Source organism: Marinitoga sp. 1137, from assembly GCF_001941525.1.
In the GTDB taxonomy this organism is placed as follows: Bacteria; Thermotogota; Thermotogae; order Petrotogales; family Petrotogaceae; genus Marinitoga; species Marinitoga piezophila.
Genome location: NZ_CP009471.1, coordinates 1212936 through 1227017 on the forward strand (window position 1 = coordinate 1212936; position 14082 = coordinate 1227017).

Below are 14082 nucleotides of genomic sequence, written 5' to 3' on the forward strand. Positions count from 1 at the left end.
ATGAAAAAAATTATTACTATATTATCTATTTTTCTCTTAATTTCTTATATTTTTGCTGATATACCAGAATCATCTTATTGGTATCCTAATGATATAGTGGATTGGTCACCACAAAACGATCCAGATGCCGTATATAATGTTTCGCATATACCTCTTGCAAAAAGAGTTTATGGAGAACCTTTAACAAAACATGCATCAAAAGAAATTAAAATAATGGCTCTATCAATATTAAATCCATCTACCAGCGGTATGCCCTCACAGGGAAGTAATAATTCATTTAAAACTTATCCATTTTCAATGTGGCAATATGTAGACTACATGGTTGCATGGGCTGGTTCTGCAGGAGAAGGCATTATTGTTCCACCATCAGCAGACATAATAGATGTGGCTCATAAAAATGGGGTTCCTATTCTCGGAACTATATTCTTCCCTCCAAATAAATATGGTGGTCGTCGAAATTGGGTTGACCAATTATTAAAGGAAAAAGATAACAGATTCATAATAGCTGATAAATTAATAGAAATAACTCAATATTATGGTTTTGATGGGTGGTTTATTAATCAGGAAACCGCAGGTTGTCATGAAGAACACGCAAAAAAAATGATACGATTTTTAAAATATATAAAAGAAAAAGCTCCGTGGATGAAAATCATATGGTATGATGCTATGAATAATACAGGAGAAATAAATTGGCAGGGTGAATTAAATCAAAAAAATATTGTATTTATAAAAAACAATAACAAAAAAATTTCAGATGCAATATTTATAGATTTTAGATGGCAATCATTAAGCAAAGAAAATACAATTTCCAACACATTAAATACAATGAAAAAATATAATCTGAAAAAAGATGATATTTATGTTGGCATGGATTTACAGGCTAAAGGATATTATACATACGCTAATTGGCCAAGAATTATTGATAATAATGGAAAGTTAAAGGTTTCATTGGGTTTATACTGTCCTAGTTGGGCATATTATTCCACAAAGGACATAAATAAATTCTGGAATAATGAAGAGATGTTATGGCTTGCTGATCATCCAGTTTTACAATTTAACAATAAAGAGAAATTTAAAGAAATAGAATGGTATAAAGATTATGAACAATATAAATGGCAATCTCCTGCAAAATTTGTGATAGAAAAATCTCCTATTACTCAATTACCTTTTATAACCTATTTTAATGCAGGACATGGTCATGGTTTTTATTTAAATGGTACAAAAGTTTCACCATTTGATTGGAATAATAGAAGTATGATGGATATTTTTCCAACATACAGATGGAAAGTTGAAGGAAAAATACCCAGAATCACAATAGATTATTCTACCGCATATTACGGGGGTTCATCTTTAAAGTTTACCGGCAATTTAAAGAAAAATGAAAAAAGTTTAATTACTCTTTATTTAACTAATCTTAATATTAATTATTCTACTGTTTTAAAAAGTGCAATTAAAGGAGTAGGAGATGTAAGCATAGGAATAAAGCTTACGTATAAAAGTGGAAAGGAAAAAATATATCCTTTAATTCTTAATAAAGATTGGAAAGTTACCTCTTATAATCTTGAAAAAGGAAAAAATATAAAATATATCTCATTATTAATTACTGGTCAAAAAGATACTTCTTACACAATTAACCTTGGAATGATCGGAATTATTCCGGAAAAGAAAACAACTATTTCAAAGGTTAAAAATATTATAATTGATGATATAACCTTTAAAGATGGTTTATATGCTACTCTTAAATTACATTGGGAACCTATAGAAAATGTTCAATATTATGAAATATATAGAAGATTGCCTGATGGAAAACATGAATTCGTCTGGGTTACATATAATCCATATACTTATATTTCATATATACAGCGTTACGGAAAAGAAAATATAACCGCATTAGAAATTATTCCTATAACTTTTTATGGAACACGAGGTCAAAAAAGTATAATTACCTTTAAATGGCCAGCATATCCAAAACCAAAAGCTGAATTTGAAGTTGATAATACAATAATATTTCCTGGTGGAAAAGTATCCTTTAAAAACAAATCTTCAGAAGTTACAGAAAGGGTTGTATGGATCCTTCCAGGTGCAACACCTTCTGTTTCACACGAATTTAATCCTATAGTAAAATATGAAAAAGAAGGAATTTATCCAGCAATTCTCGTTGCTATTAATTCAGAAGGTGAAGATGTAAAAATATATAACCCGTTAATAGTGGTTACAAAAAAGGCAAATGATATAAAAAATCTTGCTTTAAATAAAAAAACATATGCAAGTTCTAATGTTCCTGCTGAAAAACCTTCCATGGCTGTCGACGGAACTGTAGAAAATAATAGTAAATGGTGTGCTGTAGGCGAATTACCTCATTGGTTGGTAATTGACTTTGAAAAAGAAGTCATTATAAACAAAGTCATTATAAAACACGCTGAAAGTGGTCATGAAACCGCAGATTGGAATACAAAGAATTTCAGATTGCAAATAAGTGATGATGGTAAAAATTGGAAAGATATTGTAATTGTTCGAAATAATATAAAAGGAATTTCAGAACATGCATTTGCTCCTGTTAAAACAAGATATTTTAGACTTCTTGTTGAGACTCCAACTCAAACAGGAGATAGAGCAGCAAGGATTTATGAAGTTGAAGTATATGGTCTTGAATCATTTTAAAAAAATCCCCATGCATTTGCATGGGGATATTCAGGAGGTTATAAATGAAAAAATCCAAAAAAGAACTACTTAAAGGGATTGTATTTATTTCGCCATGGTTAATAGGTTTTATCGTTTTTACTTTAATTCCCTTTGTAGCCTCTTTCTTTTATTCATTTACACGCTTTAGTATAACAACAGATATGAAATGGATAGGTTTTGAAAATTATATAAATATTATGAAAGATCCCATATTCTGGAAATGTTTGAAAAATACTTTAGTTTATGCTATAGGATTAGTACCACTGGGGTTAATCGTTGCCTTGGGGATGGCATTTCTTTTAAATAAACCTTTAAAAGAGGTTTCATTTTACAGAGCGGCCATTTATATGCCATCTATTGTTCCGGCATTTGCCTTTTCAGCAGTTGTAACCTGGTTTTTTCAACCATATCTTGGACTTGTAAATAATCTTCTTGATTTAATAGGAATTGAAGGTCCTTTATGGTTAAGTAGTGAAAAATGGGTAAAACCTACAATAATAATTGCCGCGCAATGGGGCGTTGGAAGTGCTATGTTAATATTTTCAGCTGCATTAAAAGATATACCCAAAGAACTCTATGAATCCGCCAAAATTGATGGTGCTGGAAGTTTTACAATGTTTAGAAAAATAACACTACCCTTAATAACTCCTACTATATTATATTATTTAATTACATCCACAATAGGCGCCCTTCAGATATTTGATTTGCCTATGTTATTAACAGGTGGAGGGCCGGCAAATGCAAGTCTTTCACTTTCTATATACATATATAAACATGCCTTTACATATACAAATATGGGATATGCTTCTGCACTTGCATGGATTCTTTTTGGATTAACACTTATATTAACAATTATTTATTTTATTACATCCAAACGATGGGTATTTTACTTTGGAAAGTAGGTGATTGTCATGAAAATAAAAAAATTATATCTTATACGCAGATTATTATTAATTCTAATTTCATTTATTTACATTTTACCATTTTTATGGATGATAGGAACCTCACTTAAACCTGACAATGAATTACTTTTATTTCCTCCAAGAATTTTTCCTCAAAAAATAGAATGGTCAAACTATATAAAAGCAATAGAAAAATTCCCATTTTTTCTCTATCTTAAAAATAGTATTTTAATAACATTAGGTAATATTATAGGAGTTGTATTTACTGCACCATTTGTTGCATATGGTTTTTCAAAAATTAATTGGAAAGGACGTAGTTTCTTTTTTGCAGTTATGATGAGTACAGTAATGCTACCGGGAGCTGTAACAATGATTCCTGTTTTTTTAATTTATAAACATCTGGGTTGGCTTGATACATTTTATCCGTTAATAGTACCTGCATTTCTTGGTGGAGGAGCCATGAATGTTTTTTTAATACGACAGTTTTTTAATACTATTCCAAATGAAATCATTGAAGCTGCCAAAATAGATGGTGCAGGGGACTTTAGAATATTTTTCAGTATAATGCTCCCACTTTCAAAACCTGTATTGGCATTAATAGCCCTTTTTACTTTTACTGGTAGCTGGAATAATTATATGGGACCTTTAATATACATTACAAGTGAAGATAAATTTCCATTAGCTCTTGGTATGCCAATGTTTATGAGCAGATATGGAAGTTACTGGAATCAATCAATGGCAGCTGCAACTTTAACATTTATACCTACTTTAATTTTCTTTTTCCTCGCTCAAAAATATTTAATCGAAGGAATAAAACTAAGTGGTATGAAATCTTAAAAAAGAAGGTGAAAATAGTGATACCCTGGGAAGAACGTCCTAAAAATTGTAACTCTGTTATGTGGAGATATTCAAAAAATCCAATAATTAAAAGACATGATGCAAAAAATTCAAATAGTATTTTTAATAGCGCAGTAATTAAATATAAAGATGGTTTTGCAGGAGTTTTTAGAGTTGATGATACTGAACGTAACATGAACATTCGATGTGGCTATAGTAAAGATGGGATAAATTGGAAAATAGAAGATTTTCCTATAATATTTAAATGTGAAAATAATGAAATTAAAAGTGAATATAAATATGATCCAAGAATTACATATATAGAGGACAGATACTGGATTACATGGTGTAATGGATATCATGGTCCTACAATTGGTATTGGTTATACATATGATTTTAAAAATTTTTTTCAGATAGAAAATGCTTTTTTACCATATAATAGAAATGGTGTATTATTCCCAGAAAAAATTAATGGAAAATACTGTATGTTAAGTCGTCCATCTGATACAGGACACACACCTTTCGGCGATATATTTTATAGTGAAAGTCCAGATATGATTCATTGGGGAAAACACAGACATGTAATGTCATCCGGATATTCTCCCTGGCAATCATTGAAAATAGGCGCCGGACCTGTACCAATAAAAACAGAAGAAGGCTGGTTATTATTTTATCATGGGGTATTATTATCCTGCAATGGATATGTTTATAGTTTTGGTGTTGCGCTTTTAGATCTTTATAAACCATGGAAAGTAATAAAACGTTCAAAAAAATATTTACTTTCACCCCAAATGGAATATGAATTAATAGGAGATGTACCAAATGTTGTATTTCCTGTTGCGTCATTAACAGATAACAATAAAATCGCTATATATTACGGAGCAGCTGATACTGTAATCTGTTTGGCATTTGGATATATAAATGAAATAATCGACTGGTTAAAATTCGAAAACTAATGGAGGAGTTTTTAGTATGATACCACTTTATTTGAAAATATCAAATTACCTTGAAACACTTATTTTAAAAGGAAAATATCTCCCTGGAGATAAAATCCCCTCTGAAAATGAACTAGCTGAAGAATTTAACACAACACGAATGACAGTTAGAAAAGCCCTAAGTGAGCTGGAAAAAAAAGGAATAATAACTAAAATTTCTGGTGTTGGGACATTTGTAACAGAAATAAATATTGTTTCAAGAAAAAAAATAGGTATTGTAGTTCAAAATACCAGTATTATATATGGTATTATAAAATTTTGCTCAAAAATTGGAAGCAAATGTTTTGTAATTGAAAGACCTACGACTCTTGAAAAAGAACGTGAGGCATTAAAACAATTACTTTCTATGAATATTGATGGATTAATAATAGAACCAGCTACAACAACATTAGCGAATGAAATATTGAAAGATTTATTAAAAGAAGGTTTCCCGGTTGTATTCGTTGATAGAAATATTGACACCGGATATAATATTCCTGTAATTTTAAATGATAATTATTCAGGTGCGAAAAAATTAGGTGAACATATGAAAAAAATACATAATACTCAAAATGCATTATATGTAATAAGTGAAGATATGTATATATCAAGTGTAAATGAAAGGTTTAAGGGGCTTTCTGCAGGTTTAAACTTTGAACCAGAAATTCTCAAACTACATTCAATAGATGGAGATTACTCCCAACTAAAAAAATATATAAAATATACAGATACTATTTTTTTCTGCAATGATATGATGGCTGTACGTGGAATTTCGACACTTCTAAAACTTGGAATTAAAATTCCTGAAGATATAAAGGTTGTAGGTTATGATGATGATTATGTTGCTCATATTCTTTCACCAAAACTTACAACTGTAAAACAAGATTTAATATTAATTGGCGAAACGGCAGCATCAGTTATAATAAATCTTATAAAAGGAGAAAAAACAGATAAAATACATAGAATAAAATCAGAACTTATTATTAGAAATTCCTGTGGTTGCAAGGAGGCGGAAGATGTATAGAGATAAAGATAAAGAAATAAGCCATTTAAAGCGATTACTTTCTGAATTTTATCCTTATTGCATTATAGAAAGAAAAGAATATATAGGTTGGAAAAATAATGATATAGAAATAACAATTCCCTATACCTGGAAAGGAAATATAGCCTCGTTTGAAAATTTTTTTTCTATATCAGAAAAAAATTTCTATCTACGGGTATGGTGTGGTGGGGAGTCACTTGTTTTAATAGATAATAAACCACATGGAGAAATAAATCCATATCATAGAGAAATAGATCTGACTCCGTTTGCCGATGGAAAAAAACATAAAATAAAAATAGAAACAGTTCCTCGGGGACTATTTGGAACAAAAGAAACAAGTGAATTCAACGAATCTTTTCTTATAAAATACGATATTAATTTTAAAAAAGCTTTATTATATGTATTTAACATAATTCAAATAGCTGAAGAAACCGATGATTTCTATCTGGCTAAAAAATTAATAGATTTAACAGATAATTTTTTGTCTTCAATATACGTACCTCGTGATACACAATTATATCTAAAATCTCTTTACGACAATAAAGCCATTATTGATGAAATAAAGAATATATGGGAACCACCTGAAATTATTCCATTTACTGGTACCAAGGATAATACAAACTTAAAAAATGAATTCCTGGATAAGTTTAAAAAATTTAAAGATTCTATAAAATCACTGTATTTCCCCAAAAATGGAAAAGTAAACCTTATTGGTCATGCACATATTGATTACGCATGGTTATGGCCTATAGAAGAAACAAAAAGAAAAATATTAAGAACCTTCTCAAACGCTGTAACCCTTGCAAAAAAATATCCAGAATTTATTTACACTCAATCTTCAGCAGTTATGTATAAAGATATAAAAGAAATGAATTCTTCACTATATAATGAAATAAAAAAACTTATAAAAAAAGATAAATGGGAACCCATAGGAGGAATGTGGGTTGAATCAGACTGTATGATTCCTTCGGTAGAATCTTTAATAAGACAATTTTATTATGGTCAAAAATTTTTTGAACTTGAATTTGGTAAAAAAAGCTCTGTATGCTGGCTTCCAGATGTATTTGGTTTTTCATGGACCTTACCTCAAATTCTTAAAGAAGCCGGTATAGATTATTTCATAACAACCAAATTAAACTGGAATGAATCAAATAACTTCCCTTATGATTTATGCAAATGGCGAGGGATTGATGGAAGTGAAGTTATATATTACAATTTTAAAAATATGGAAGAAGGTTATAATGGAAAGATTTCAGCTAAATCCATTATAAATACCTGGAAAAACTTTAGAGAAAAAGATAAAAATAATACAATATTATTATCCTTTGGTTATGGTGATGGAGGTGGTGGTCCAACAGAAGAAATGTGTGAAAACTACTATGCATTAAACGACGTTCCAGGAATTCCTGAAATTGCATACAGTAAGATCGAAGAATTTGTAAAAAATTTAAATATTGAAAATCTGGAAACCTGGGATGATGAATTATATCTCGAACTTCACAGAGGAACTCTTACTTCACAATCAAGAACAAAAATCCTTCATAAAAAAAGTGAAGATAAACTGAGAGAAACAGAAATTTTCAATGCATTAACAAATAATGATTTTCAGAAAGAGATAGATAATCTCTGGAAAATACACCTTTATAACGAATTTCACGATATACTTCCCGGTTCAGCAATAAATGAAGTATACAAAAAATCCGAAAATGATTTTTCCTATATACTGGAAACATTAGAAACTATAAAAAATAATATCTTTAAAAACACTTCTTCGGAAAATGATATTTATATATTTAATCCTTCTTCATTTTCTCAATATATCCTGTTTGAAGATGATAATCTATATAAGATTAAAAATAAAGATTATATTGTACAGAAAACTTTTGATGGAAAATATCTCTATTATATTAATGAAAAAATTGATCCATTATCTTCAATAAAATTATCTGTTGAAAAAAATCAAAAAATTGAAAGTTATAAAACTTTTTTCGAGACAACCTTAAGAATTGATATTTTTGATGATGGAACAATAAATATTTATAATAAAAGTAATGAAAAATACCTTTTTAATGAAAAAGGTAATATACTTTATATGTACAAAGACATTCCTTACTATTGGGAAAACTGGGATATAGATCCAAATTATCATAAATCAGCTATAAAATTAAACGCAGAAAAAATTGAAAATATCGAAGATGGTCCTATAAGAAAAGTAATAAAAGTATTATATAGAATTGAAAATACAGAGATAATCCAATATTATATTCACTGGAAACATATAAATTTCATAGAAATAAAAAATAAAATACACTGGCATCACCGAAGAACATTATTAAAAGCTATTTTCCAAACAAATATATTGAGCAGATATTTAACATGTGATATAGACAATGGCTATATTACACGTCCAACACATAAAAATACAAAATTTGAAAAGGCTCGATTTGAATTTATGGCACAACGATGGATAAATATTTCGCAAATAGATAATGGAGTTTCAATAATAAATAATGGAAAATATGGTTATTCTGCAAAAAATAATGAAATTGGTATTTCGCTCATAAAATCAGGAACTTATCCTGATTTTTATGCTGATGAAGGAATACATGAGTTTTCATATGGAATATATCCATCTAATGATATAAAAAGTACTATAATATTATCTGAAAATTTTAATAAACCTCTAAAAAAAATAAAAGGATCTTTATCTTATAACAATTTTATAAAAATTAAAAATAGCAACTTTAAAATTTATGCTTTAAAGAAAATAGATATAAACACTTTTGTTTTAAGATTGGCAGAAGTAATGGGTTCGTCGGGAAAAACAGAACTCTATTTTCCACATAATATAAAAAAGGTATATCTTGCAAATATTTTAGAAGAAAAAAAGAAAGAATTAAAAATTAAAAATGGAGTCCTCCCTTTAATATATAAACCATTTAAGATTTATACGCTTATATTAACCACTTAAAATTAATAATATTTAAGCCTCCTTTTAAAACTTAAAGGAGGCTATTTTTATAAAATTATAAAATAATTACCAAAATTCCTATTGTTATATATGATAATGTAAAAAGTGTATCTTTAAACTTCCAGTTAAACTGTTTATATCGTGTTCTTCCTTCCCATCCATTATAACATCTCGATTCCATAGCTATACTCAACTCATCAGCTCTTCTCAGTGCAGATACAAGCAATGGAATTATAATTGCCACCATACCTTTTAATCTTCCAGAAAACTTCCTTGAATCAAAATCTGCACCTCTGCTCATTTGAGCTTTAAAAATCCTTTCAGCTTCACTTGCCATTACCGGAATAAATCTAATTGCTATAGTCATAACCATGGATAATTCATGTGCAAATGATTTTTTTACCCTGAACCAGATTAAAACATCTTCCATTGCATTTGCCAGCGATGTTGGAGAAGTGGTAAGGGTCAAAACAGAAGATAGCATTATGGCAAAAAATAATCTAAATGTAATAATAGCCGCATTTGATAAACCAACATCTGTAATTTTTATAAACCACAATTGATAAATCACATTACCTTCATAATTAAAAAGTTGAATAACAAAAGCAAAAACAATAAGCATCCACATTGATTTTAAGGATTTACCATACATTTTAAGACCTATTCGAGATAGTAACATCAAAAGAAAGGTATAAAAAGACATTATTGCAACATCATAAAAACTATTTATGGTAAAAGCAAATCCTGCAAGAAAAAACAAACCTATTAATTTTGAACGTGGATCAAGACTATGCATCAAAGATTCTTTTTCCACATAACGTCCTATAGCTATATTTTCAGAAAACATTATTTACACCACCTGTTATAACATTTACTACATTCTATTTTACTATTTTATTTTATCCTTTGAAGTATTTTTTGTTAAGATTCTATAAAGGAAAAAAATAAAGGCATGAGTTCAACTCATGCCTTTTTTAACTCTTCAATCTTCTTTTCAATTTCTTCTAATTCTTTGTTGATTTCTTCCCATTTTTTATCAAGGTTTTCATCATGTTCATGAGGCCCCATATACTTTTTAATAGCTTCTTTTTCTGATTCTAAAAATTTCTTTCTTTCAAGTAACTTTTCTAATTCACCCATATAAGTCCCCCCTGTTTTTAGTTGTGAAAAAATTCTTTTATCACTTACTAATTTACTCCCCATATTCATTATAACATAATTTTCAAAAAATTACAAATCAATTAATATATCAAAACAAAAATATTTCACCAATTTTTTAAATTTCTTTTTGCGTCCATATATCCCATTTTTATCAATCTTTTTGCATCTTCAGGAGAAAAATTCATAGGTGAGGGAACATTTCCTGAAGGTGTTATAATAACCATATTCTCAGATTTTTTCATATCAAGCATTATTTTAAAAACCAAATCTGCCGGACTATTAATAACAGGAAATACAGCTATCATTCTATCATATCCATATTTTTCTGCTAATAATGCCGGATATACGTTTGAAAAAACGCCTCCATCTGTATATTTTTTACCATCAATTTCAATTGCTCCAAATAGCGGATAACTTGCACTTGCAAAGATATAATCCACCATATGCTCTTTCATATCCTCTTTTTTTAAAAAAACAACCTTAAATTTATCAAGGTTAAAGGTTAAAATCCCATAGTCTATAGGGGATTTGAGAATTTCTTCTTCTGATATATATCCCTTTAAAAATGTATATAACGGTGTTGGATCCAGAATAAATGGTTTAAGATTTGGCGCATGGTTAAATGGATCAAAATCAAATATATCCTCTTTTTTCATAGAAGTCCATAGTTCCTCTATTTCATCTAATCTTCCCATTACAAATCCTGCTCCATTTAAAGCACCAGCTGATACGCCATATACACCATCTATTTTAATATTTTTTTCGACAATATATCTTAAAACACCTATTTCATACGCTCCAGCAGCACCACCACCGCCTAAAACAAGAAGGGTTTTTGAGTATGATATTATCCCTATAATTACAAAAATAAATAATATTATCTTTTTAATAATTTCACCTCGCTTTCAAAAGATATTTTTATTATAATATTCTAAAATTACCATAAAAATCCCAATAACCATAAAGGTATCTTATTCTTTAATGGCAAATCTATATCATCACGAATAACAAAATCCGAATTTTTAATCTTTTTATTTTTCCCACCAACCTCTATTTTTATTCCATTCCACACAAAATCTCCGTCCTGCTCATTCTTTGATGAAAATATTTTTCCTTTTTCTTTTAAAGCAAAAACAGTAAATGCTTCTCTGAAATTACCAATTTCGCCATTATATATATAATAATACGAAGGATCAGCCAGAAATATCTTTTCTCCTTTTGAATTTATTTTAAAATCCTTTTCCTTTAATACTATATTTATTAATTCGGCCTCTTCCATCACATTTAACAACTCATACAGTTTATTTTTGCTTAATTGCCATTCTTTTCCCATTCTTTCCACATTTATTGTAGGAATTTTAGAATATATTAAATATCCTATTATCGCTTTCATTAATTTTAAATGATTTTCTTTTATAGTATTTAAGAAAAAAGGAATATCGCTATATAATGTCTTTTCAAGAATATTTTCCATTTTTTCAACATAATTATTTTCGAGAAAAAACGGACGTGTTCCAGAAGAAGCATAATCCTTAAACAATTTTAAAATATCCATATCTCTTATTTGATTCATAAATCTGTCTTTTTCAATATTAAATGGATTTTCAATCTCCATAATCTCTTTATTTGTTAAAAAATGTATATACTCCCTAAAAGATAATAACGGTATTCTAACCTTTACAAATCTCCTTGAAAGGTCAGCTATTCCTGTTCTAAGAATAATAGAACTACTATCGCTTATCCATATTTTCTTATCAGGATACGAATCATACAATGCCTTTATATGTATACTCCATTTATTTAAATAATGCACTTCATCTATTATTATTCCATTATATCCCTGCAGAAAAACCTTTTCTCCAAGATCAAACAATGGAATAGCCGCTACTTTCGGATCATCACCAGATAGATAAAAAAAATTATTTTCCGCAGCCTTCATAAGCAAATATGTTGTCTTTCCAACACCACGCGGCCCATATAATAACATCCCTCTTGTATCATCATATTTTTCTATTTTTTGAAAATACAACCTTTTTTTTTCAGGCAATGCATTTAAAAGCCTTTCTTTTTTCAATTCAAGCTGTTCAATAACATCTTCTATTTCCATTTCCTCACCTCCGTTCTCCTTCAATACTTATTATATCACAATTCGTATTATTTTAATACTATTTTTGATATTATTTTTATTTATCGTATTAATATAGAACGATTTTTATAATAAATCGTTCTGTTTTGATACGAAGCGAAACTATAAATCATTGAAAAAAAATTAAAGTTCTTTTTTATTTTAAATTAGATATAAAAAATAGAAATAATAATATGAGAGAAGGCTTGAAAATTCCCGAAGAGAAACAATTATGATTGAGAAAAATAAAAACGAACGAAAACTCGCAGGTTGCCCGAGAAAATCACGAATGGAGGCTGTCAAAAAAACAGGATGTTTTTTTGAGCGCAGCTTCTGCAGGGATGCAGAAGCTAAGCGACAGCCGGGAATGAGTGATTTTCGAGGATCAGCAACCAAGTCGTTTGAGGGAGTTTTTATTTTTCTCAATCAACAACAAAAAAGACGAACATGGATGTGAGTCTGCAACGACCCCTGAGAACGAGCAATTTTCGAAGATTAGCACTCAAGTCGCATGAAAGAGCTTTTATTTTTTCCAACACAAAGAAACTTCAAAGGTAAATTATAAATGCTCCCAATATCAAAAATACCGTTCCAACAATTCTAATAGCAATCCTCTCCCCAAAAACAAACCTCGCCATTATCGCTGTAACCAACGCCGACAACATAGAAACAGGTTCTGCAATACTTATATCAATATATCTAAACATATTCAACAATGCCACATAAGAATATGCATTAGAAATTCCGCCGTTTATAAGTGGAAATATCTTTCTTTTCACAATAGAAATATGCGGTTTTATTGATTTAAACTTTATCAATGTAAAAATTAAAAAATACGTGCTAACAATTAAATATATGCTTATAGAATAACTCATAGAATCTATACCTTTTGCAAAATAACCATCAAAAGTCCTTCCAATTGCCATAAGCATGGAAGAAATCAACATGGCAACAGCGCCTTTACTCTTTAGCAGATTTTTATAGGATTCCTTCATATTTACATCCTTTTTTAAATAAGAAACACCATAGAGCATAAATAAGCTTCCAAAAATCTTTTGAATAGTTATTGGCTCTCCTAAAAATATAAATGTTGTAATTATTAAAAAAATAACGTTCATATTATAAAGTGGCGCTATAACAGAAGCGTCCTCATTAGCCAATGCATAAACGTATAAATAAAAAGAAATTGCATAAATACTTCCACTTATCAGCGCAGCAATTATAGAATCTATTGTTAATTTATAAAAAAACGGAAAAAAGGATAAAAATGAAAAAAAGAAAAACGCCCATGAAGAAATGAGCGCATCATCATCTGTTGTTATCTGCTTTCCTGCTATTCTCTCATATCCCAATAATATAATCCTTATTGCAGTCCATAAATACACCAT

The 14082-nt window shown here is 29.0% G+C and carries 11 protein-coding genes; 6 read left to right on the plus strand and 5 right to left on the minus strand.

The features are described 5' to 3' along the window. Genes LN42_RS05930 through LN42_RS05955 form a run of 6 tightly spaced genes read left to right on the plus strand, consistent with a single transcriptional unit; the run spans nt 1 to nt 9408 of the window. Complete coding sequence (locus tag LN42_RS05930; protein WP_075780503.1) at nt 1-2661, plus strand: discoidin domain-containing protein; 2661 nt, start codon at nt 1-3, stop codon at nt 2659-2661. A 44-nt stretch (nt 2662-2705) separates the two neighbouring features. Next, nucleotides 2706-3584, plus strand: coding sequence for a carbohydrate ABC transporter permease (locus tag LN42_RS05935; RefSeq protein ID WP_075780504.1), 879 nt, complete (start codon nt 2706-2708; stop codon nt 3582-3584). Between the two features lie 9 nt (nt 3585-3593). Next, complete coding sequence (locus LN42_RS05940) at nt 3594-4421, plus strand: carbohydrate ABC transporter permease (protein WP_075780505.1); 828 nt, start codon at nt 3594-3596, stop codon at nt 4419-4421. A gap of 17 nt (nt 4422-4438) precedes the next feature. Beyond that, a complete protein-coding gene (locus LN42_RS05945) occupies nt 4439-5377 on the plus strand; it encodes a glycoside hydrolase family 130 protein (protein ID WP_083635661.1) in 939 nt (312 codons plus the stop codon). A 16-nt stretch (nt 5378-5393) separates the two neighbouring features. Then, nucleotides 5394-6419, plus strand: coding sequence for a GntR family transcriptional regulator (locus LN42_RS05950; protein ID WP_075780507.1), 1026 nt, complete (start codon nt 5394-5396; stop codon nt 6417-6419). After that, nucleotides 6412-9408, plus strand: coding sequence for a glycoside hydrolase family 38 C-terminal domain-containing protein (locus LN42_RS05955; RefSeq protein WP_075780508.1), 2997 nt, complete (start codon nt 6412-6414; stop codon nt 9406-9408). Before LN42_RS05950 ends, LN42_RS05955 begins: the two co-directional genes overlap by 8 nt. Nucleotides 9409-9463: 55 nt before the next feature. On the opposite strand, the gene LN42_RS05960 is transcribed toward LN42_RS05955, so the two are convergent. The 5 genes from LN42_RS05960 to LN42_RS05980 form a co-directional block, all read right to left on the minus strand. Further along, complete coding sequence (locus tag LN42_RS05960) at nt 9464-10255, minus strand: energy-coupling factor transporter transmembrane protein EcfT (RefSeq protein WP_075780509.1); 792 nt, start codon at nt 10253-10255, stop codon at nt 9464-9466. A gap of 116 nt (nt 10256-10371) precedes the next feature. Beyond that, entirely contained in the window at nt 10372-10548 is a 177-nt protein-coding gene (locus LN42_RS11050) for a hypothetical protein (protein WP_014296604.1), read from the minus strand. 125 nt (nt 10549-10673) lie between these two features. After that, nucleotides 10674-11462: a patatin-like phospholipase family protein gene (locus tag LN42_RS05965; RefSeq protein ID WP_083635662.1), complete on the minus strand. Its 789-nt coding sequence runs from the start codon at nt 11460-11462 to the stop codon at nt 10674-10676. A 44-nt stretch (nt 11463-11506) separates the two neighbouring features. Next, nucleotides 11507-12676: an ATP-binding protein gene (locus tag LN42_RS05970; RefSeq protein WP_075780510.1), complete on the minus strand. Its 1170-nt coding sequence runs from the start codon at nt 12674-12676 to the stop codon at nt 11507-11509. A gap of 566 nt (nt 12677-13242) precedes the next feature. Continuing rightward, entirely contained in the window at nt 13243-14082 is an 840-nt protein-coding gene (locus LN42_RS05980; protein WP_075780512.1) for an EamA family transporter, read from the minus strand.